This is a genomic window from Rhizobiales bacterium NRL2 (assembly GCA_001664005.1).
Classification (GTDB): domain Bacteria; phylum Pseudomonadota; class Alphaproteobacteria; order Minwuiales; family Minwuiaceae; genus Minwuia.
This window is the reverse complement of record CP016093.1, coordinates 1,752,957-1,773,789: the sequence shown is the minus strand read 5'-3', so window position 1 is coordinate 1,773,789 and position 20,833 is coordinate 1,752,957. Positions and strand designations below refer to the sequence as shown.

Here is a 20,833-nt window from a genome sequence, read left to right as displayed (position 1 = left end):
CCGGCCCTTTCGGGGCGCGGCGGAAACTAGGCTCCGGTGACGTTCAGGTCAATCGACGCGCCCCAGATTGCCGTGCGCCATGGTGCGGAACGGCTGGCCCTGCTGCTGGCTCACCCGGATGCGGTAGTAGCCCGCGTTGTGCAACTCGCAGAGGAACCGTTCGCCGCGCGCCGAATTGATGAAATAGGTGACGTAGAGGTCGTTGCGCTCCGGAATCGGGTCGCCCTCGAAGCTCTGGCCCTTCAGCGGCGGCATGTTGTTCAGGATGAATATGCATTTCTCGTAGCCGGGCCGGGCCCGTTCCGCCTCCGCCCCTGACAGCCGCTGGAAGTTCGCGTCGCGCAGATCGATGACCTGTTGACGGAAGCCGCCCCGCGGCAGGACGGCGAGGATGGCGATGAACTCGCCTTCCGATACGAGACCCGGCCGGGCGGCGGTGAAGAGCTCCATCAGCTGCTCGACATGGCCGGGCACGTAGATCTCGCCGAGGCGCCGCACCGCCTGTCGGGCGGCCTCCCGGTCCGCATGCGCCGGCGCATCGTCGCCACGGGCGTTGCGGCGCTCGTTGTCCAGCCAGGTGAACTTGACCCGCTTGACCAGACCCTCGAAGCCCACAGGCTCGTAGATCGTTACCCGCGCCGTGCGGTGTTCGCCGATCATGCAGTGCCGCCGCCGGTCGTCGAACTCCGTGGCGCCGCGTTCGACCACGCTCTCGCAGTCGAAGGAGTCCTCGATACGCGCACTCTCCGCATCGAAGGCGGCGAACCCCTTCCCCGGCGTGACCTTCGCAGCCTCGTCCGAGCCGAACAGCCTCTCCCAGAGGCTCATCGCCGCGGCCGGCGCGGCGGCCGCCGAGGCGAGCAGCAGCGCCGCCAGCAGGATGCGCGGCAGGCGAAGACTCATCCGCCGCTCCGCTCGAGATATTTCGGGTTGGCCACCTGCAGCTTCTCGCGGACGGTGCGGCGCAGATGCTCCAGCACGCGGCCGTCCTCGCCGTCGAGGTCGCCGGCGGCGATGGCCCCGGCCAGCGCGGCGTTCAGGTCCGCGCGGCCGCCGGGCCGGCCCAGGATGTCCGTGAGCCTCGCCGTTTCCGCTTCCGCCAGCGCCGCGTCACCGGCCAGTTCCCGGCGCACGATGGCGACAGCGTTGGCGGCGACGCGGGCATGGAACCGGGGCTGTCCTTCCAGGTGCATGGCGGCATCGTCGCGCAGAAAGCCCTCAACCGCGTCCAGCAGTTCATCGACCGTCGGCCGGTCCTGCATCGTGCTTCTCCCTGGTCGTCTCAGCGCCAGCCCTGCTCCCGATAATAGCGCAGCGCGCCTGGGTGCAGGGGGGCCGTGTATCCGCGCGTCGCCATGTCCTCGGCCCGAAGATGATAGAGCGTCGGGTGCAGTCTGTGGAAGCGGGCGAAATCGCCGAAGACGGAGCGGACCAGCGCGTGAACGGCTTCCTCCGGCATGGCGGTCGAGGTCATCAGCACGGCGCCCGGCCCCATGCTGGCGGCGTAGGCGGGATTTCCGGGATAAAGGCCGCCCGGAACCTCGGCCCTCCGGTAATAGGGGTATTCCGCCAGAACCTGATCCACCGACCGTCCCGTCACCGGCAGGACACGAAGGTCGCAGCGGAACGCCTGCCGCACTGCGGCCGAAGGGTGGGCGGCGGTGAAGGCAAGGGCGCCGACCCGTCCGTCGCAGAGCGGCCCCGCGCCGGTGTCGACGTCGTCCACCGCGGTCCAGCCGAACGCCGCCAGCACCGCCTGCGTCGACAGCCGCGCGCTGGACAGCGGATCGGCCAGGGCGATGCGGCGGTAGCGGAGGTCGGCGAAGCGGCGCACGGCCGAATCGGCGCGCACCAGAACGGTAAGCGGCTCGGAATGGAGCGCGAATACCGCACGAAGCTCGGTGAAAGGGCTCTGGGCCTCGAACCGCGCCGCGCCGTTCTGCGCCTCGAAGGATCTGTCGGAACGCACGATGCCGAAGTCCAGTTCGCCGCTCCGGATGGTGTTGAGGTTGTAGACGGAGCCCCCGGTCGGCTCGACGGCGCAGCGCAGGCCGTGGCTCTCCCGGGCGCGGTTGACCATTCGGCAGACAGCGCCGCCGGCGGCGTAGTAGCTGCTGGTCACGCTGTCGGTGCCGATGGTGACGAAGCGCTGCTCGACGTCCGCCGCCCTTCCCGGCCAGGCGGCCAGCGCCAGCGCACAGGCGAGCAGCAGCCCTCTCATCCGCCGGCTCCGTCGATCGCGGCGTCCACCGCTTCACCCAATCGCCCGACGATTTCCGACAGGTCGGCGTCGCCTGCAATGAATGGCGGAGCCAGGATCACGTGATCGCCCCGGACGCCGTCGATGGTGCCGCCGCCGGGATAGCAGATCATGTCCCGTTCCAGCGCTGCGTACTTGATTCGCTGATGCAGCTTCACGGACGGTTCGAAAGGCGCCTTCGTGGTGCGGTCGCGGACCAGTTCCAGCCCCAGAAAGAGTCCGCGTCCGCGGATCTCGCCGACATGGGGATGGTTGCCGAAGCGCTCCAGCAGCAGCCGTTCCAGAAGCGCACCCTTTGCCGCCACGCCGTCGACCAGCCCGTCTTCGACCAGGCGGCGATGGACCGCCAGCGCGCCGGCGGCGGCGACCGGATGACCCAGATAGGTGTGCCCGTGCTGGAACGCGCCCGAGCCCGCGGCGATGGCGTCGCGAATACGCCGCGAAAGCAGCATCGCCCCGATCGAGACATAGCCGGCGCCGAGGCCCTTGGCGCAGGTCAGGATGTCGGGGACGACGTCTTCCTGCGCGCAGGCATAGAGCGCCCCGCAACGGCCCATCCCGCACATCACCTCGTCCAGGATCAGCAACACGCCGTGCCGGTCCAGCACTTCGCGGACCTTGCGGAAATAGCCGGGCACCGCCGGCGCGGCGCCGAGCGAGGCGCCGACCACGGGCTCGGCGATGAATCCGGCGACACTTTCGGGGCGGAGACGCCGGATCTCCGCGTCGAGTTCGGCGGCCAGCCGGTCGCCATAGGCCGCGTCGCTTTCGCCTTCCTCCTGGCCGCGATAGGCATGGCAGGGGCTGACATGGCTCCAGTCCAACAGGATCGGGCGGTAAGGCTCGCGGCGGGCCATGTTGCCGCCGACCGAAAGCGCGCCGATGGTGTTGCCGTGATAGCTCTGCCGCCGCGCGATGAAGCGGTGACGTTCAGGCTCACCCTTCTCGAGAAAATACTGCCGCGCCAGCTTGAGCGCCGCCTCGTTGGCCTCGGAGCCGCCGGAGACGAGATAGGCGTAGTCCAGATCGCCCGGCGCCGCCGCGGTCAGCCGCGCCGCCAGTTCCTCCGCCGCCTGGCTGGTGAAGAAGCCGGTATGGGCGTAGGCCAGCCGCCGCGCCTGATCGGCCACCGCTTCGGCCACGGCGGCGTCGCTGTGGCCCAGGCAGGACACCGCCGGACCGCCCGAGGCGTCGAGATAGCGCCGGCCGTCGGCCGCCACGATGTAGAGACCGTCGCCGCCCACGGCGACGGGCAGGTCGGCGTCGGTCGTCCGATGCAGGATGTGGCTCGCCATTCCCGTTCCCTCAGAAGACGGCGCCGCGGGCGGTCACCGGCCAGATATCGGCCACGAAGCCATCGCGCACGCCGACGATCCAGTCATGCAGGTTCACCGTCGGGTCGCAATGGCCGGGTATCAGCCGGACATGATCGCCCGGGCCGAGGGCCGCCCCGCCGGGATCGACGACGCCGTGTTCATCGGACGCGCCGAGATAGGCCGCGCCTTCCGGACCGGCGACCAGCGGCAGGCCGGAATCCACCGCCAGCGCCTTCAGCCCGGCGTCGACGACCACCCGCCCCTTCGGCGCCGTGCTGAGCACGCCGGCCAGCACGAAGAGGCTGTAGCCGAACGTCGTCTCCGGCCTCCCCTCGGACCCGAGATTGCGGGCGTAGTCGGCGTCCATGAAGACATAGGAGCCCGCCTGCAGCTCGTGCCACAGGCCGCTCCCGGCTTCGAACTCGAAGCTGCCGGTCCCGGCGCCGGTCACCCGGACGCCGCGAAGGCCCGCCTCCTCCAGATCGGCCAGTACAACGCGTACCGCTTCGCCCGCACGGGCGATCGCCGCGCCCCGTTCCCGGTGATCGCGGATGTGCTGCGCCCGGCCGTTATAGGCCTGCAGCCCGGCGAACCGGACACCCTCTTCGGCGGCGGCGGCACGGCACAACGCCCCCGCCTTCTCGGGCGTCACACCGCAGCGGCCCATGCCGACCTCGACCTCGACATAGATGTCCAGTTCGGCCCCCGAATGCCGCGCCGCCGCCGCGATCTCGGCGAGGTTGTCGGCATCGTCGACGCAGACCCCCAGCCGGACATGCCGCGCGAGCCGCGACAGCCGGCCGATCTTGCGCGCGCCGACGATCTGGTTCGTGACCAGGATGTCATCGGCGCCGCCGGTGGCCATCAGTTCCGCCTCGGAAATCTTCTGGCAGCAGATACCCACCGCGCCGCGCGCCACCTGCCGCCGGGCGATGTCGGCCGACTTGTGACTCTTCGCATGGGGCCGGAGCGCGACGCCACGGGCGTCGGCGATATCCTGCATTGCGGCGATGTTGCGATCGAGGACCTCCAGGTCGACGACCAGCGCAGGCGTGTCCACCGATTCGAGAGGATCGCCGACCCGCGCCGGCGGCGGCAGTGACATGATCCGGAAGCCTCCCTTCGATGTCGCCGGTTCGTGAACGATGGCGCATGGTATGCGCATCGGCGAGCGGATACGATGTGTCCGTGGAGACTATCCGATGACCTGCAAGGCGTATGTTGCGATCGTCATGGTGCTGCTGGCCCTGGCGCCGGCAGGCCGGGCGGCCGCCCAGTCCGAACGCGACCCGGGGCGCGTGTTCGACGCGGTGACCGCCGTGACGGCCGAGGTTCCGGCCGACGCACGCACCGCGGAAGCGCTGGGCACCGAGCGCGCCGGCACCGGCGTCGTGATCGACGATTCTGGTCTGGTGCTGACGATCGGCTACCTGATTCTCGAAGCCATGGCCGTCACCCTGAGCGATATCGACGGCCACGCGGTCGCCGCCGAGATCGTCGCCTATGACCACGACACCGGCCTCGGGCTACTCCGGGCGGTGACGCCGCTGCGGCGGCCATCGATTCGCCTGGGCGATTCCGGGACGCTGTCGCCGGGCGATTCCGTGCTGGTGGTTGCCAGCCCCGGACGATCGGCGGCCCTGCCGGTGACGATCGCCGATATCCGGCGCTTCACCGGCTACTGGGAGTACCTGCTGGAGAGTGCGGTTTTCGCCTATCCGCCGCATCCGGACTGGCAGGGCGCGGCCCTGGTCGGCCCGGACGGCCGCCTGCTGGGAATCGGATCCCTGTTCGCCAACGACGCCCAGCGCCGTCCCCGACGGCGACAGGGCAACATGTTCGTGCCTGTGAACGCACTGAAGGCGGTACTCGGCGATCTGCTGACGGCCGGCCGGGCGCCGGCCTCAGACCGGCCGTGGCTCGGCATCTTTTCCGCAGATCATAGCGGCTATGTCGTGGTGACATACGTCTCGCCCGACGGGCCGGCGGCAACCGCCGGCCTGCGGCGCGGCGACATCATCCTGGAAGTCGGCGACCAGCCCGTGCGGTCCATGGCGGAATTCTATCGGGCCGTGTGGAAACGAGGGAAACCGGGGGTGACCGTGCCGCTGACCCTGGGCCGCGAAGACCACGTTACCCGGGTCCGGATCGTCTCAGGCGACCGCTACCGCTACCTCAAGCTGGAGAAGACGTACTGAGCCACGCCGGCCCGAAAGGTTAAGTCCTTTTTTACTCCCTGCGCCTAAAGGTGACATGACGAAACGGGCCACTCCCGCTCGCCGCACGGGGACGAAGAATTGTCCCGCACCCCCAATCACCGCAGAAACGCGGGCAGAGTCACGGGGCACACGGATTTGAGACCCGGCATGATTAAGGGCCGATTCCAGGTTCTGACGATCGCGAAGGGCGCCAGCGTGCTGGACAACGTCGCACCGCGCCTGAGTATCTCCGGCGCGCGCGTCGTCACGGAGCGCGTGACCTCGGCCGAGGAAGCCGCCATCGCCCTGGACGTCAGCGACTATGACTGCATCCTCTTCGACGTCGGCAGTGACCCGGCGCCGGCCAAGGAACTGCAGGCCAGCCTGCTGGACAGCAAGAAGAAGATTCCGCTGCTGGTGATCTCGGACCGGCTCGCCTCCAACGACATGGTCGATCTGCTCCGCTCCGATATCGCCGACTGCATCAGTTCCGATGAACTCAAGATCGACCGTCTGGTGCGCGCGATCTGGAACGCGACGCGGGCGAGCCGCACCGAACGCGCGCTCGACATGGCAGAGTCCCAGCGCTCCTTCAATGCGCTGCACGACGGCCTGACCGGCCTGCCCAACCGCTCGCTCTTCTTCGACCGGCTGGATCAGGCCATCACCTTCGCCGAGCGCCAGCGGGAGCCGGTCGCGCTGCTGACGCTGAACATCAACGGCTTCAACCGCATCAATGGCGAGATGGGGCACAAGATCGGCGACATCCTGCTGCAGCAGCTCGCCGACCGGATGAAGACGGCGCTGCGCCGCTCCGACACCCTGGCGCGGATCGGCGATGACGAGTTCGCCGGCATACTGCCCACGGGCGCCACGAACAAAGGCGCCGAGAAGGCCGCCAGAAAACTGATCAACGCCCTCGAAGTTCCCTTCGAGATCAACGACCACAGCTTCACCATCGGCGTGCGCATCGGCCTCGCCTTCTATCCGCAGCACGCGACCTGCGCCTCCGACCTGATGATCCGCGCGGAGAACGCCATGCGCGATGGCCGGCGCACCAACAGCCGCTTCGCGATCAACATCGCCGGCGATGGCGCGCACGAGGCCAGCAACCGCCCGCTGGTGGAAGATCTGCGCCGGGCGCTGAACGACGGCGACCGCCAGCTCTTCGTCACCTTCCAGCCCAAGATCGACCTGCGCAAGGGCCGCGTCGACGGTGTCGAGGCGCTGGTCCGCTGGCGCCATCCGGCACGTGGCCTGGTCTTCCCCGACGCCTTCATCCCGCTGGCCGAGGACGCCGGGCTGATCGACCGCCTGACGCTGCACGTGCTGAACCATTCGCTGGCTCAGCAGGCCGCCTGGCGCGCCGAAGGCATCGACCTGTCGATCGCGGTCAACGTCTCGGCCAAGACGCTCCAGAACCCGCGCCTGCCGCTGCACGCCAAGAACATGATCGAGGCCTGGTCCGCCGATCCCTCGCGGGTGATCTTCGAAATCACCGAGAGCGCCATCATCCTGGACGTCGAACGCGCCACCGCGACGCTGCAGGGTCTCGACCGCCTGGGCGTCGGCATCTCCATCGACGACTTCGGCACAGGCTATACCTGCCTGTCCTACATCCGCCGTCTGCCGGTGGAGGAGATCAAGGTGGACAAGTCCTTCGTCATGGGCATGTCGAAATCGCCCGACGACTGGGTGATCGTCTCCTCGCTGATCGAGCTGGGACACAATCTTGGCCTGTCGGTGGTCGCCGAGGGCGTCGAGGACGCCCGCACCCTGGCGGCGCTGACCGAACTCGGCTGCGACGTGGCTCAGGGATACCACATGTCCCGCCCCCTGCCCGCCGACGACCTGGTGGGCTGGCTGGTCAACTCGCCCTGGGGACCGGAAAGCGCGCTCAGGCTCCGCCCCTCGGCGAAAGAGGGCGACAATGTTCACCAGTTGCACCTGACCGCCGGTTCGTGACATCTATGCCCTCCTTCGATGGAGGGCCGAATGAACCGGGGAAAGCAGCGCTTCCTCGTCACACCGCAGAACGTTCTCAACCGTCTCCGGACCGCCGTTCCGGCCGCTTTCGCACTGATCGCCGCATTCGCCGTCCAGGCCGAGGAGCCGGGCCGGGAAGCCTTCGTGGCCGGCGACTATGCGAAGGCGCTCGAGATTTGGCAGCCCATGGCCGAGGAGGGCGACGCGCGCGCGCAGTTCAACGTCGGCCTGATCTATGACGAGGGCCTGGGCGTCGACCGCGACCGCGAAAAGGCGCGCGAATGGTGGTCCATGGCAGCCGAACAGGGGTTGCTGACGGCCGGCTACAATCTGGCGCTGCTGGAAATCGAACAGGCCACTGCAGATACCGGCGGCGGCGACATCAAACGGGCGCTGGCCGACCTGCGGAAGACCGCCGAGGCCGGCCATCTGCCCGCGCGCTACACACTCGGCAAGATCTATCAGTACGGCGTCGGCGTGGCGGAGGACCCTGCGGCGGCGGTCGAGCATATCCGGGCGGCGGCCGAAGGCGGCCTCGCCAAGGCTCAGTACAGCCTGGGCAAGGCCTATCGCGATGGCAGCGGCGTCGAACAGGACGCCGCACGGGCCGCGGAATGGTTCGGACAGGCCGCACTGCGCGGTCATGCCGGCGCGCAGGATCACTATGCCCGCCGTCTCGCCAGCGGCGAGGGTCTGGAAAAGGATCCGGTGCGCGCCATGACCTTCGCCGTGCTGGCGATGCGCGCCGGCGTCGAGGATGCGGCGGCGCTGGCGGAGGAAATCCGGAAGGAGCTGACGATCGAGGAACTCGATGCCGCCTTCCGGGCCGCGGACGGATTCGAAGCGCGCGCAGAGACCCCGGCCGGCGAGGAATAGCCGGGCGCCGCGCCGGGCGGTTCCGCTTGGCAAGCCGGCGCGGCGCATGCCACGCTGCCGCCCGCAACGAACATGAAACAGGGGGAGATTCATGCCGATCTACGGGCCCGACGTCACGCTCGACAACCCAGCCTATATCGACGAGACCGTGCGCATCTTCGGCAAGGTCACGATCGGGGATGGCGCCTCCGTCTGGCCCAATGTCGTCATGCGCGCCGAGCAGCATGAGATCGTCGTCGGCCGGCGCACCAACATCCAGGACTTCACCATGGTGCATGTCGGCTCGGCCAGCGGGTCGATCATCGGCCAGGACTGCTCCATCACCCATCACTGCACAATCCACGGCTGCACCATCGGCGACGCCTGCCTGATCGGCATCAACGCCGTGATCATGGACGGCGCGGTGATCGGCGAGAACTCGATCGTCGGCCAGAACGCCTTTGTGCGCGAGAATCAGGAGATCCCGCCGAACTCCATCGTCGTCGGCGTGCCGGCCGCGGTGAAGGCGGAGCGCAACAGCCGCATCCCCAACAGCATGAACGCGTTTCTCTACTACGAGAACGCCATCGCCTATTCGAACGGCTACTACCGGCGCTGGAGTGACGACAGCTTCTGGCAGCTCGCAGCGGACGAGATGGACCGCCTGAAGGCGGAAATGGCCCGGGAGGCGGAAGCAGGAAAATGACCGACGCCATCGAGATCGCCGCGCCCTACCTGATGTTCCTGGGCGACGTGCACGATCAGCTTGCCGCCAAGACGGCGACCGGCGTGGTGCACTGGCGGCGCGCCGACTGCATCGGCCAGGTGCGCTTCGATGGCTGTCAGGCCAATCTGGGCCTGCCGGACATGACCGTGGCCGACGGCGCGGCGGCCGGCGCGCGCACGCTGGTGATCGGCGCAGTGAACCCCGGCGGGGTGCTGCCCCGACACTGGGAGAGCGCGGTCCTGGAGGCGCTCGACTCCGGCATGGACGTGGCCTCGGGCCTGCACATGCGGCTCACCGACAATCCGGTCATCGCCGGCCGCGCCGCCGAGAGGGGGCGCCAGCTCTTCGACGTACGTCACCCGCGCGGCGCCTTCCCGACCGGCAAGGGCGAGAAGCGGCCCGGCAAACGGCTGCTCACCGTCGGCACCGACTGTTCGGTCGGCAAGATGTACACCTCGCTGGCGATCACCGAGGAGATGCGGCAGCGCGGCTGGAAGGCGGACTTCCGCGCCACCGGCCAGACGGGCATCCTGATCGCCGGCTCCGGCGTCTCCGTCGACGCCGTGGTTTCCGACTTCATCTCGGGCGCGACCGAGACGCTCTGCCCGGCGAACGACCCCGACCACTGGGACGTCATGGAGGGCCAGGGTTCATTGTTCCATCCCTCCTTCGCCGGCGTCACCATCGGGCTGATCCACGGCAGCCAGCCCGACGCCCTGGTCATGTGCCACGAACCGACCCGGACGAAGATGCGCAATGTCCAGCATCCCATCCCGCCTCTGGCGAAGTGCATCGACTGGCATGTCGAGGCGGCGACGCTGACCAACCCGGACTGCCGCTGCATCGGCATCGCCGTGAACACCAGCGCGCTCGACGACGCCGTGTCGGCCGATTGCCTGAAGCGGATCGAGGACGAGACCGGCCTGCCCGCGGTCGACCCCGTGCGCACCGGCGTGGCGCGCCTGGTGGACGCATTGTCTTGAGGCGGCTCGCCGTCGCGCGGGAGGAATGGCCCATTCGCGGGGCCTTCCGGATATCGCGGGGAACCAAGACGAAAGCCGAGGTGCTCGTCGCCACCGTCGAGGCCGGCGGCGCGGCCGGGCGCGGCGAGTGCGTGCCCTATCGCCGCTATGGCGAGACCTTCGAGAAGGTCGAGGAGCAGATCGCCGGCGCAAAGTCCGCGATCGAGGACGGCGCCAGCCGCGAGGACCTGCTGTCGCTGCTGCCCGCGGGCGCGGCGCGCAACGCCGTCGACTGCGCGCTCTGGGATCTGGAATCGAAACAGGCCGGCCGGCCCGTGCACGAACTGGCGGGCCTGCCCGCGCCGGGACCGGTGACCACCGCCTACACCATCACCCTGGACGACCCGGCGAAGATGGCCGAGGTGGCGCGGGCCGAAGCGCAACGGCCGCTGCTGAAACTGAAGCTGGGCGAGACCGCGGGTGATATCGAGCGCGCTCGGGCCGTGCGGGAGGCCGCGCCCGAGGCGACGCTGATCGTCGACGCCAACGAGGGCTGGAAGCCGGAACAGCTGGACGAACTGTTCGCCGCCTTCGCCGAACTCGACGTCCGCATGATCGAACAGCCGCTGACCGCCGGGCGCGATGAGGCGCTGGAACGGGTCTCCCGCGCCGTGCCGATCTGCGCCGACGAGAGCTGTCACGACAGCGCCAGCCTCGCCGGGCTGAAGGGCCGATACGACATCGTCAACATCAAGCTCGACAAGACCGGCGGTCTGACCGAGGCCCTGCGCCTGCGCACCGCGGCCCGCGAAGCGGGCTTTCAGGTGATGGTCGGCTGCATGGTCGCCACCAGCCTGGCCATGGCGCCGGCCCTGCTGGTGGCGCAGGGCGCGGACTTCGTGGATGTCGACGGGCCGCTGATGCTGAAGCGGGACCGCGTGCCCGGTCTCGTCTTCGACGGCTCCACCGTGCGGCCCGCCGGCCGCGACCTCTGGGGCTGACGGACCGAGATCATGCCCACGCCTGTCATCGTCGCCTTCTGGATGTTCTTCGGCGCGGTCGGCTTCGCAGCGATCCTGGTGATCGTGCGCGAGCTGTCACAGGACCTGCACGTCTTCGTCCTCAACTTCTGGCGCAACATCTTCGCGGTGGCGATCTTCCTGCCCTGGGTCTTCCGCGTCGGGACCGCGGGCCTCAGAACGAAGCGGATGCCGCTCTTCGCGCTCCGCTCCCTGATCATGGTCACGTCATCGATCATGCTGTTCTACTCGGCGGTGCTGATGCCGATCGGGGAGGCGACGGCGATCACCTTCACCGCGCCCCTGTTCACCACCCTGCTTGCGGCGCTGCTGCTGAAGGAGCAGGTCGGCTGGCGGCGGGCGATGGCGCTGGCGGTCGGATTCTGCGGCGTCCTGATCATGCTCCGGCCCGGCGTGGAGGCCGTCGGTCTCGGCGCGGCCATGGCCATCGGCGCCTCGGTGGTCTTCGCCTTCGTCGTCATCATGGGCAAGCAACTAGCAGCGAGCGAAAGCCCGGAACTGGTGATCCTGATGCTGGCGATCTGGAACATCCCGGTCTCGGCGGTGCCCGCGTCCTTCGTCTGGGACATGCCGTCGGGCAACGAGTGGTGGCTTCTCGCCGCCCTCGGCGTCGCCGCCAACATGAACATGTACGGCATCCAGCGCGCCATCTCCGCCGGCGACGCCAGCCTGAGCCAGGTCTTCGACTTCGTGCGCCTGCCGCTGGCCGTCATCGGCGCCTGGTGGGCCTTCTCCGAAGTGCCCGACCCGTGGATGTGGGCCGGCGCGGCGGTGATCTTCGCGGCGACGGTCTACACGACACGCCGGGAGTCGCGACTCGCGAGGGCGCGTCCGCCCGCCAATCCGCAGCCCTGAAGCGACGCCACATGCCTTGCGGCCCGCGATTTCGCTGGCAAACTGTCGTGCACGCATTTGTGGGGACGAAAGCCATGATTCCGGACGACAGGCTGATCGAGGATTTCCGCCGCGACGGCGCCGTGGCGCTGCGCGGGGTGGCCGACGCCGGCTGGCTCGAACGCCTGCGCGGCGCGCTGGAGGCCAACATCGCCGACCCCGGCCCGTTCGGGAAGATCTACACGCAACCGGGCGAGGCGGGCTTCTACTTCGGCGACTACTGCAACTGGAACCGTTTCTCCGGCTATCTCGACTTCGCGGTCGAAAGCGGCATCGCCGAAGCGGTGGCGGCTCTGATGGGCTCGTCGAAGGTCAACCTGTTCCACGAGCACGTACTGGTGAAGGATCCGGGCACCGAGAACCCGACGCCGTGGCACCACGACCAGCCCTACTGGGTCGTCGACGGCGATCAGGTTCTCTCGACCTGGATCGCGCTCGACCCGGTGCCGGCCGACGTCGGCATGGAGTTCGTCGCCGGCTCACACCTGGACGGCACCCATTACAATCCCCGCTATTTCATCGATCAGCGCGATTTCGAGGACCATCACGGCCCCTCGGCGCCGGATATCGACGGCAACCGCGCGGCCTACCGCATTCTCAACTGGGACCTCGAGCCCGGCGACTGCGTCGTCTTCCACGCGCGCACACTGCACGCCGCGCCCGGCAACCGCGGCCAGCACCGCCGCCGCGCGGTGGCCTATCGCTGGACCGGCGACGACGCCCGTTTCGCGCGGCGCGAGGGTCGCATGTCGCCGCCATTCGAAGAGGTCACGCTGAAGCCCGGCGATCCAATGGACAGCGATACATTCCCCGTCGTCTGGCCACCCGAGAGGCGCATGGTCGGATGAGCCTGCATCTCTACGACTATTTCCGCTCCTCGGCGGCCTACCGGGTCCGCATCGCCATGAACCTGAAGGGGGTTCAGGCGGAACGGTCCTACGTGAACCTGTTCCGCGGCGAGCAGGCCAATCCCGAGTTCCGCTCGGTCAGCCCCGCGGGCCTCGTGCCCGTGCTCGAACACGACGGACAACGCATCTACCAGTCGCTGGCGATCATCGACTACCTCGACGACCTCCATCCCGAGCCGCCGGTGCTGCCCGCAGACCCGGCCGGCCGGGCGCGGGTCCAGGGGCTGGCGCTGGCCATCGCCGCCGACATCCACCCGCTGAACAATCTCAGAGTCCTCAACTTCGTCGAGAACGATCTGGGCGCGGGCAAGGAGGGCCGCATGAAATGGCTCGCCCACTGGTGCCATGTGGGTCTGGAAGGGCTGGAGGCGCGGCTGTCTGCCGAACCGGCGACCGGTCGCTTCTGCCACGGAGACCAGCCCAGCCTGGCCGACATCTGCCTGGCGCCGCAGGTTTTCTTCGCCCGGCGCTTCGACCTCGATCTCTCCGCCTACCCGACGGTGCTGCGGATCGATGCGGCGTGCCAGGAAATCCCCGCCTTCGCCGACGCCGCGCCGGGGAACCAGCCGGACGCAGCTTGAACGATCACTTCGGTGTCCTCGGGCTTGACCCGAGGACCCAGTCCTTCGGCTTGCTGGGCCCCTGGGTCATGCCCAAGGGCGCCGTTTCAGGATGGCGCATTTGCTCTACGCCCGCTGAAGCCGCCGGAGCATCTTCTGCAGCAGCTTCGGTCCGACCTCCGGCCGGCTCCAGGGGCAGACGGCGATGCAGATGCCGCAGCCATAGGTCTGGTTGAAGTAGGGCACGCAGCGGTCGAAATCGACATACCACTTTTCGACGCCGCGCACCGTCTGCTTGGCGGGCGCGATGGCGTCCGGCGGGCAGGCCTGCTCGCAGATCCGGCAGTTCATGCAGAAGTCGTCGACGCCGAAGCTGTCGGGACTGTCCGCGACCAGCGGCATGTCGGTCAGCACGCCGGCGAGCCGGAACGAGGCGCCGAACTCGCGGTTGATGATGGAGCCGTGCTTGCCCAGTTCGCCGAAGCCCGCGGCGATCGCGGGCGGAATCAGCGTCAACGGTCCCGCCGTCGGGCCGCCATGAGGCTCGGCCCGGTAGCCCTGCCCCCGGATCCAGTCCGCCAGCGCCCGGGCGGCGCGGGTGCCGCGATTGTACTGGCGCATGACCTCGATGATCGAGGGCGGATCGGGCGCCGCGGCAAGATCCGCATGGTCCATGCGCACCGCCATGACGACGATCCAGGGCAGGTCCTCCTCCATGCCTTCGAAGAACCACTCCGTCCGCAGCCGCGCGACGCCCGCCTGGTCAGCTTCGTGCGCCAGGGCGAAGGCTTTCGCGGCCTCGGTGAATTCCTCGGCGGATTTCCTGACCGGCTCGTCGGCGAGCGGCGCGCGCTCCTTCGCGCCGCGGCCGCCCAGATTGTGGTCCAGCGCCCGGGTCTCGGGGACCTCATCGGCGGTCTTCTTCAGCATCCAGCTCTGAAGCGCGCCCCAGGCGAGTTCGCGCGGATTGTGCCAGTAGATCGGCGTCGGCTGCCGCATCTCGCTCTCGCCGAGGCCATTGATCGCGTTGCCCGAGACGTCCGGCATCAGCGGCAGTTGCTCGGGATCGATCGTGGCCTCCAGCACCCGCCCGTCGAAGGCGCGCCCTGTCATGGCTTCAGGACCTGCCGCCCGCTCACCCGGCCGTCGATCAGATCCTGCAGCGCCTGGTTGGCCTCGGCCAGTGGCCGTGGCTTCACCGGGATCGGCGGCACCTTGCCCGCCCGGACCAATTCCATCAGTTCCGTCATGTCCTGCAGGTCGCCGACATAGGAGCCCTGGACGGTGAGCTGGAAGATCGGCATGCGCGGCAGCGCCAGCGGCAGGGCCTCGCCATAGAGCCCGACCAGAACCAGCTTGCCGGTCTTGCCGAGGCAGTCGAGGCCGAAGCCGGCGGTCTCCGGACGGCCGACGAAGTCGATGACGCCGCGCAGGCCACCGCCGCATTTCGCTTTCAGCTTTTCCGCCGCGTCCGGCTGGCCGTTGTCGAAGGTGTCGAAGGCCCCGGCCTGGCGCGCGACAGAGCGCTTTTCCGGGTCGGTGTCGGCGACGATCACCTTCGCCTTCGTCACGTGCTTCGCCAGCATCACGCCCGAAAGGCCGACACCGCCCGCCCCGATGATCACGAGATGATCGTTCTCGGTCAGGTAGTCGAGCTTCTTCAGCGCGCTGTAGGCGGTCAGCCCCGAGCAGGCGTAGGTGCAGGCAAGGTCGATCGGCGCGTCGCCATGATCGAAAAGGTAGCGCTTGTCGGGACAGATCACGTGGCTGGCGTAGCCGCCGTCGCGGCGCGTACCCAGCGGCCGCGTCGTCAGGCAATCGATATCGCGGCCCTTCCGGCAATGTTCGCAGTCGCCGCAGCCGATCCAGGGATAGACGACGTACGATTTGCCGACTTCCACGCCCTCGACGTCGGGACCGACCGCCTCGACCACGCCGCCGATCTCGTGGCCCATGGTCATGGGCAGTTCGACGCCCATGTCGGCGAGGCGTGCGAAATTGCCCTGCCCCATGTTGAAGCCGCCCTCGTGGAGGTGAAGGTCGCTGTGGCAGACGCCGCAGGCGGTGATCCGGATCAGGATCTCGCCGCCCTGCGGCTCCGGGGTCTCGTAGTCCCGCTCCTGCAGGGGCTCGCCCCACTCGATGATCTGCTGCGCCTTCATCTCAGGCCCTCCCCAGGTAGTCCTTCGAACAGTTGAGCCCATCCCCCTCCTTCTCTTCAAGGCGGAAGACGGTGCGCAGGTGCACTTCGTCGGGACCGTCATAGATGCGGAAGGCCCGCGCCTGGGAGAGCGACTCGGCGAAGGGCGTCTCGTCGGTCAGGCCCATGGCCCCGAAGATCTGGATGCCGCGCTGGCAGATGTCGTGATAAGCGCGGGCAACGGCGATCTTGATGAGCGAGATATCCTTGCGCGCCAGCTTGTTGCCTTCCCGGTCGAGCCGCCAGGCGGTGCGCTGTACCAGCAGGCGGGCCTGCTCCAGAGCGAGACGCGAGTCGGCAATGGCGTCCTGCACGGAACTGTAGTCCCGCAGGTCCGTGCCGAAGGTCCGGCGGCTCGCCGCGCGCTCCACCATCAGGCGGATCAGCACCTCGCAGCGGCCGATGGCGCGCATGCAGTGGTGCACGCGGGCCGGGCCCAGCCGCGCCTGGCCGATCAGGAAGCCCGCCCCCTCATCGCCCAGGCGGTTCTCGACGGGCACCTCGACGTCTGCCAGCAGCAGTTCCGTGTGCGGGGTGACGTGCTCGACATGGTTCATCACCGGAATCTTGCGGACCACAGTGACGCCTGGCGCATCCTTGGGCACCAACACCATGGAGTGCGTGCGCCCCCGCGGCGCGCCCGGATCGGTGACGCCGACGACGATCAGGAAGCTGCACTTCGGATTGGCCGCGCCGGTGGCGAACCACTTGCGGCCGTTGACGACATAACGGTCGCCGCGGCGCTCGATCCGTGTGGCGATGTTGTTGGCGTCCGAAGACGCCACGTCCGGCTCGGTCATGGCGAAGGAGGAGCGCGTCTCGCCAAGCAGGAGCGGCGCCAGGTAGCGCGCCTTCTGCTCGGGCGTGGCGAACATCTGCAGGATCTCCATGTTGGGCACGTCGGGTGCGTGACAGTTGAAGACCTCCGACGCCCAGCCGACGCGCCCCAGTATCTCGGCGATGGGCGCGAACTGCAGGTTGGTGAGCCGCGTGCCCGGCTCGTCATCCGCCAGCCGCGGCAGCGCCATGTTCCACAGCCCCTCCGCGAAGGCGCGGCGCTTGAGGGCCTTCAGGAACTCGGGCTCCAGGTCACCGTCGACGTCGACGGCACGGTCATAGTCGGCCCGTCGCGGCAGGATCTCGGCGCGGAAGATCGTCTCCACCCGGTCAGCGATTTCCTGCGTCATGGCATCGGCTTCGAAATCCATCGTTCCTCCCCTCAGGCTGCCGGTTGTATTAATGCAATCGGATTAGAGCCCCATATGCACCGATGATGAAATGAAAATCCCGCTTGCGTGTATAATTCAGTCGCATTAATCTGGTGGGCAAGCGGCGCGAGATCGCGGACATCCGAACGAGATGACGGGGAGCGGACGGTTGGACACCCGCGAACGATTGCTGCTGACAGCGGAGAAGCTGTTCGGCCAACGGGGAATCAACGGGGTTTCCCTGCGCGAGATCGTGCGCGCCGCCGGCCAGCGCAACGCCTCTGCCCTGCATTACCATTTCGGCTCCCGCGAAGGGCTGATCGACGCGATCTTCGACAAGCGCATGCGCGCGATCGAGAAGCGCCGGATGGAGATGCTCGACCGCATCGAAGCCGAGGGCCGCACGGACGATCTGCGCGCCATTGCCGAGACAATCGTCTGGCCGCTGGCGGAAGTCATGGCCCATGAGGAAGAGGGCGCCAACTACGTCCGTTTCCTCACCGAGATGTTCCTGACGCCCGATTTCGATATCGCGAAGATGGTCGAGGGCCGCCTGAACCATGGCGTCGGCCGCGCCTTCCGCATGATCGAGAAGAACCTGGGCGAGATGCCGGCCGCGATCCTGCGCCAGCGCCTGCCGCTGATCATGCACGCCGGCAGCTACGCCATCGCCGATATTCACGCGACCCGCCAGCGGCAGCAGGCGGCGGGACGCGATCTCGATCTGGACCAGGCCATCAACAACCTGGTCGACATCTGGGTCGGCGCGGTGTCCGCGCCGGTGAGCGAGGAGACGCTCGAATCGCTGCAGAAGAAGGAAGCCGCCAGACGAACGGCCGCTGCGTAATTGGGGAGGAGACATCGTGACCTACGACCTTATCGACGTGAAGCCGATCGCCGGCGCGCTCGGCGCCGAGATCGAGGGCATCGACATGTCGAAGCCGCTCGGCAACCAGGCCTTCAAGGAGGTGCATGACGCGCTGATGGCGCATCAGGTCATCTTCTTCCGCGATCAGGACATCACGCCGGGCGACCATGTCGCCTTCGCGCGCCAGTTCGGAACACTGCACGTGCACCCCTATGCGCCGAGCCATCCCGACCATCCGGAGGTGCTGATCCTGAAGTCGTCAAAGGCCAATCGCAGCGCGGCTAACGCCTGGCATTCGGACGTGACCTTCCAGGAAGAACCGCCGCTGGGCTCGATCCTGCTGGCGCGGGAGGTCCCGGAGACCGGCGGCGACACGATGTGGGCCAACATGTACGACGCCTACGAGACACTGTCGGCGCCGATGAAGCGCTACCTCGAGGGAATGAAGGCCCTGAACACCGCCGGCCGGGCCAGCTTCGAGAAGGCCTATGACAACCTTTCGAAGGAAGAGCAGGCCGAAATCAAGGCCGGCCGCATGTCGGAAGGCGGCGTCGAGCACCCCATCGTCCGCACCCATCCGGTGACCGGACGCAAGGCGCTCTACGTCAATTCGATCTTCACCCAAAAGATCGCCGGCGTCTCCAGCAAGGAATCCCGGGCGATCCTCGACTACCTGTTCGACCATCTGAAGAAGCCGGAGTTCACCTGCCGCTTCCGCTGGCGGAAAGGCTCGGTCGCCTTCTGGGACAACCGCTGCACCCAGCACTACGCCATCGCCGACTATGGCGACGCCACCCGCGAGATGCACCGCGTCACCGTCAACGGCGACCGTCCTTTCTGAGGCGAAAATGAGCACACGTTCCGACCTGGAGCCCGATCAGCCGTTGCCTGACGACGGGGCGATCCCGCCGCCGGCCGACCCGATCTCCCGAGCTTTCCGGTTCGTCGGCCTGACGCTGGCGGCGCTGATCGCCGTTCACGCGATCTACGTCGCCTTTGTCGGTCAGTATGTCAGTCCGGAACTGATCCGGGCCGGCGCCCTGTTCATCTGCGCCGCCATCGTCGTCTTCACCTCGCCGCTGGCGGCCAACCTGAAGGTCACGGCGGCGCCAATGGTGATCCTGCTCTGGGCCGTGGACCTCGTGCTGCTCGCCAATCTGGGCTTCGCGTGCTGGAACTTCCTCGACAAGATCGACGACATTGAGAATCTCGTCGTTTCCTTCTCGGCCTTCGATCAGGCGACGGCGCTGCTTGCGGTGCTGACCCTGCTGGAACTGACCCGCCGCGCCTTCGGCATCGTGCTGGCCAGCGTCGGGCTGATCACCCTGCTCTACTGCCTGTTCGGCCAGGACCTGCCCTGGATATTCCGCCATTCGGGCTTCAGCCTGGAACTGACCATGGAGATCATCTGGTTCGGCGTGCAGGGCATCTTCGGCGATCCCGTGGGCATCGTCGTGCTGCTGATCTTCATCTTCATCGTCTTCGGCGCCCTGTTGGAGGGCACCGGCGCGGGCAACGTCATGATCAGAATGGCGCTGGCCGCGACCGCGGGCACGCGCGGCGGGCCTGCGCACTCCGCAATCATCGCCTCCTCCATCTTCGGCATGTCGTCGGGTTCGGTGGTGGCGAACGTCGTCGGCACGGGCGTGGTCACCATACCGCTGATCAAGCGCCGCGGCTTCAAGGGATCCTTCGCCGGCGCGGTGGAGGCCGCCGCCTCGACAGGCGGCCAGATCATGCCGCCGGTGATGGGCGCCGCCGCCTTCCTGATGGTCAGTCTGGCCGGCGTCCCCTATCAGACCATCTGCATCGCCGCACTGATTCCGGCGCTGCTGTACTACGGCAACCTGTTCGTCTCGGTCGGTCTGGAGGCCCGCCGCCTCGGCCTGAAGCCGACGCCCAAGGCCGAACGGCTGAAGATCACCGCCAACGACTGGCTGAAGTCGTTGATGTTCTTCATACCCATCGGCGCGATCATCGGCACGCTCGCGGCCGGCCGCTCGCCGTCGATGGCCGGTTTCTGGGCCGTGGTCGCAACCATCGTGGCCGGCTTCGTGCTCAACGCCGCGCTCCGGCGCGATCCGGCGCGGCTGCTGACCGCGCTCGCCAAGGGCGGCGTCGCCGGCGCGCGGATCATGATGGCGGTCGGCACCATCGGCGTCCTGATCGGTGTCTTCAACCTGACCGGCCTGGGGCTCAAGTTCGCCACCCAGGTGGCGCTGCTGGGCGACCAGTCGCTGTTCATCGCGCTGCTGCTGGCGGCCGGGTCGTGCCTGATCCTCGGCATGGGCATGCCGACACTTCCGGCCTATCTGATCATCGTCCTGGTGCTCGGCCTGGCGATGAAGAAGCTGGGCGTGCCGGACCTCTCGATCCACCTGTTCGTGTTCTACTTCGGCGTCCTGTCCGCAGTAACGCCACCAGTGGCGCTCGCCGCCGTGGCCGCCGCGCCAATTGCCGACGCCGAACCGGTCAGAACCGGGATCGACGCGCTGAAACTCTCGCTGGTGGGCTTCATCATTCCGTTCGTATTCATCTACGAACCGACGATCCTGCTGGTAGTGGTGGAGTTCGATCCGGTCGCCTTCATCTGGGTCATGGCGCGGCTGTTGTTCGCCATATGGCTGCTCTCGACGGCGCTGATCGGCTGCGAGATCGACCGGCTGCCCCTCTGGGCGCGCGCCGCCCGGCTGGCGGCCGGCTTCCTGCTGATCGTCGACTACACCCAACTCCAGTTCGCCGGCATTGCGCTCGGGGCCGTTCTCATCGCCGCCGAGACCTTTGCCGTGCGCCGGCGGCTGGCCGCCCAGCAGGGGGGCGGCGACGACTGACCCCCGCACGACCAACCGTC

Annotated in this window: 20 protein-coding genes; 12 read left to right on the top strand and 8 right to left on the bottom strand. The window is 68.0% G+C overall.

Annotated elements, in window-relative coordinates; all coding sequences use genetic code 11:
* Window positions 1-48: 48 nt before the first annotated feature.
* From TEF_08245 to TEF_08225, 5 genes are read right to left on the bottom strand one after another with little or no spacing between them, the layout of a single operon-like run.
* Window positions 49-903 (bottom strand): hypothetical protein, encoded by an 855-nt coding sequence (locus TEF_08245; GenBank protein ID ANK80790.1) that lies wholly within the window; start codon window positions 901-903, stop codon window positions 49-51.
* Window positions 900-1,262, bottom strand: coding sequence for a hypothetical protein (locus TEF_08240; protein ID ANK80789.1), 363 nt, complete (start codon window positions 1,260-1,262; stop codon window positions 900-902). Before TEF_08240 ends, TEF_08245 begins: the two co-directional genes overlap by 4 nt.
* Window positions 1,263-1,282: 20 nt before the next feature.
* Complete coding sequence (locus TEF_08235; protein ANK80788.1) at window positions 1,283-2,221, bottom strand: hypothetical protein; 939 nt, start codon at window positions 2,219-2,221, stop codon at window positions 1,283-1,285.
* Window positions 2,218-3,555, bottom strand: coding sequence for a hypothetical protein (locus tag TEF_08230; protein ANK80787.1), 1,338 nt, complete (start codon window positions 3,553-3,555; stop codon window positions 2,218-2,220). The genes TEF_08235 and TEF_08230 overlap by 4 nt, the downstream gene beginning before the upstream one ends.
* 10 nt (window positions 3,556-3,565) lie before the next feature.
* Entirely contained in the window at window positions 3,566-4,681 is a 1,116-nt protein-coding gene (locus TEF_08225) for an alanine racemase (protein ANK83357.1), read from the bottom strand.
* 127 nt (window positions 4,682-4,808) lie between these two features.
* Here TEF_08225 and TEF_08220 point away from each other — a divergent pair, with 127 nt between their 5' ends.
* The 9 genes from TEF_08220 to TEF_08180 all read left to right on the top strand — a co-directional run bounded on the left by TEF_08220 (window position 4,809) and on the right by TEF_08180 (window position 13,727).
* Window positions 4,809-5,774, top strand: coding sequence for a hypothetical protein (locus TEF_08220; protein ID ANK83356.1), 966 nt, complete (start codon window positions 4,809-4,811; stop codon window positions 5,772-5,774).
* 168 nt (window positions 5,775-5,942) lie between these two features.
* The gene (locus TEF_08215; GenBank protein ANK80786.1) at window positions 5,943-7,739 is read left to right on the top strand and encodes a hypothetical protein; all 1,797 of its coding nucleotides are present in this window, start codon (window positions 5,943-5,945) and stop codon (window positions 7,737-7,739) included.
* 30 nt (window positions 7,740-7,769) lie between these two features.
* On the top strand, window positions 7,770-8,636 hold the full coding sequence (locus tag TEF_08210) for a hypothetical protein (GenBank protein ANK80785.1): 867 nt from the start codon (window positions 7,770-7,772) through the stop codon (window positions 8,634-8,636).
* 91 nt (window positions 8,637-8,727) lie between these two features.
* Entirely contained in the window at window positions 8,728-9,321 is a 594-nt protein-coding gene (locus tag TEF_08205; GenBank protein ID ANK80784.1) for a gamma carbonic anhydrase family protein, read from the top strand.
* Window positions 9,322-9,329: 8 nt separating this feature from the next.
* The gene (locus TEF_08200) at window positions 9,330-10,325 is read left to right on the top strand and encodes an EBNA-1 nuclear protein (protein ANK83355.1); all 996 of its coding nucleotides are present in this window, start codon (window positions 9,330-9,332) and stop codon (window positions 10,323-10,325) included.
* Window positions 10,322-11,305 (top strand): dipeptide epimerase, encoded by a 984-nt coding sequence (locus TEF_08195; GenBank protein ID ANK80783.1) that lies wholly within the window; start codon window positions 10,322-10,324, stop codon window positions 11,303-11,305. Before TEF_08200 ends, TEF_08195 begins: the two co-directional genes overlap by 4 nt.
* Window positions 11,306-11,347: 42 nt before the next feature.
* Window positions 11,348-12,199 (top strand): hypothetical protein, encoded by an 852-nt coding sequence (locus TEF_08190; protein ANK80782.1) that lies wholly within the window; start codon window positions 11,348-11,350, stop codon window positions 12,197-12,199.
* Window positions 12,200-12,273: 74 nt separating this feature from the next.
* The gene (locus tag TEF_08185; protein ID ANK80781.1) at window positions 12,274-13,086 is read left to right on the top strand and encodes a hypothetical protein; all 813 of its coding nucleotides are present in this window, start codon (window positions 12,274-12,276) and stop codon (window positions 13,084-13,086) included.
* A gap of 2 nt (window positions 13,087-13,088) precedes the next feature.
* A complete protein-coding gene (locus tag TEF_08180) occupies window positions 13,089-13,727 on the top strand; it encodes a maleylacetoacetate isomerase (protein ID ANK83354.1) in 639 nt (212 codons plus the stop codon).
* A gap of 105 nt (window positions 13,728-13,832) precedes the next feature.
* Here TEF_08180 and TEF_08175 read toward each other — a convergent pair whose 3' ends face one another.
* From TEF_08175 to TEF_08165, 3 genes are read right to left on the bottom strand one after another with little or no spacing between them, the layout of a single operon-like run.
* Window positions 13,833-14,819, bottom strand: a complete 987-nt coding sequence (locus TEF_08175; GenBank protein ANK80780.1) for a hypothetical protein — start codon at window positions 14,817-14,819, stop codon at window positions 13,833-13,835.
* Window positions 14,816-15,868, bottom strand: coding sequence for a zinc-binding dehydrogenase (locus tag TEF_08170; GenBank protein ID ANK80779.1), 1,053 nt, complete (start codon window positions 15,866-15,868; stop codon window positions 14,816-14,818). The genes TEF_08175 and TEF_08170 overlap by 4 nt, the downstream gene beginning before the upstream one ends.
* A gap of 1 nt (window position 15,869) precedes the next feature.
* Window positions 15,870-17,114 carry an acyl-CoA dehydrogenase gene (locus tag TEF_08165; protein ANK80778.1) on the bottom strand — a complete coding sequence of 415 codons (1,245 nt, stop codon included), beginning with the start codon at window positions 17,112-17,114 and terminating at the stop codon, window positions 15,870-15,872.
* 169 nt (window positions 17,115-17,283) lie between these two features.
* Between TEF_08165 and TEF_08160 the strand changes: the two genes are divergently transcribed.
* Genes TEF_08160 through TEF_08150 form a run of 3 tightly spaced genes read left to right on the top strand, consistent with a single transcriptional unit; the run spans window position 17,284 to window position 20,813 of the window.
* Window positions 17,284-17,961, top strand: coding sequence for a hypothetical protein (locus TEF_08160; GenBank protein ID ANK80777.1), 678 nt, complete (start codon window positions 17,284-17,286; stop codon window positions 17,959-17,961).
* A 16-nt stretch (window positions 17,962-17,977) separates the two neighbouring features.
* Complete coding sequence (locus TEF_08155) at window positions 17,978-18,823, top strand: taurine dioxygenase (GenBank protein ANK80776.1); 846 nt, start codon at window positions 17,978-17,980, stop codon at window positions 18,821-18,823.
* A 7-nt stretch (window positions 18,824-18,830) separates the two neighbouring features.
* Complete coding sequence (locus TEF_08150; protein ID ANK80775.1) at window positions 18,831-20,813, top strand: hypothetical protein; 1,983 nt, start codon at window positions 18,831-18,833, stop codon at window positions 20,811-20,813.
* The last annotated feature ends 20 nt before the right edge of the window (window positions 20,814-20,833 follow it).

Bases quoted from the DNA above. Each gene is read 5' to 3' on its own strand.
- TEF_08245 (ANK80790.1), bottom strand. From the start codon at position 903: ATGAGTCTTCGCCTGCCGCGCATCCTGCTGGCGGCGCTGCTGCTCGCC.
- TEF_08240 (ANK80789.1), bottom strand. From the start codon at position 1,262: ATGCAGGACCGGCCGACGGTCGATGAACTGCTGGACGCGGTTGAGGGC.
- TEF_08235 (ANK80788.1), bottom strand. From the start codon at position 2,221: ATGAGAGGGCTGCTGCTCGCCTGTGCGCTGGCGCTGGCCGCCTGGCCG.
- TEF_08230 (ANK80787.1), bottom strand. From the start codon at position 3,555: ATGGCGAGCCACATCCTGCATCGGACGACCGACGCCGACCTGCCCGTC.
- TEF_08225 (ANK83357.1), bottom strand. From the start codon at position 4,681: ATGTCACTGCCGCCGCCGGCGCGGGTCGGCGATCCTCTCGAATCGGTG.
- TEF_08220 (ANK83356.1), top strand. From the start codon at position 4,809: ATGGTGCTGCTGGCCCTGGCGCCGGCAGGCCGGGCGGCCGCCCAGTCC.
- TEF_08215 (ANK80786.1), top strand. From the start codon at position 5,943: ATGATTAAGGGCCGATTCCAGGTTCTGACGATCGCGAAGGGCGCCAGC.
- TEF_08210 (ANK80785.1), top strand. From the start codon at position 7,770: ATGAACCGGGGAAAGCAGCGCTTCCTCGTCACACCGCAGAACGTTCTC.
- TEF_08205 (ANK80784.1), top strand. From the start codon at position 8,728: ATGCCGATCTACGGGCCCGACGTCACGCTCGACAACCCAGCCTATATC.
- TEF_08190 (ANK80782.1), top strand. From the start codon at position 11,348: ATGTTCTTCGGCGCGGTCGGCTTCGCAGCGATCCTGGTGATCGTGCGC.
- TEF_08185 (ANK80781.1), top strand. From the start codon at position 12,274: ATGATTCCGGACGACAGGCTGATCGAGGATTTCCGCCGCGACGGCGCC.
- TEF_08175 (ANK80780.1), bottom strand. From the start codon at position 14,819: ATGACAGGGCGCGCCTTCGACGGGCGGGTGCTGGAGGCCACGATCGAT.
- TEF_08170 (ANK80779.1), bottom strand. From the start codon at position 15,868: ATGAAGGCGCAGCAGATCATCGAGTGGGGCGAGCCCCTGCAGGAGCGG.
- TEF_08165 (ANK80778.1), bottom strand. From the start codon at position 17,114: ATGGATTTCGAAGCCGATGCCATGACGCAGGAAATCGCTGACCGGGTG.
- TEF_08150 (ANK80775.1), top strand. From the start codon at position 18,831: ATGAGCACACGTTCCGACCTGGAGCCCGATCAGCCGTTGCCTGACGAC.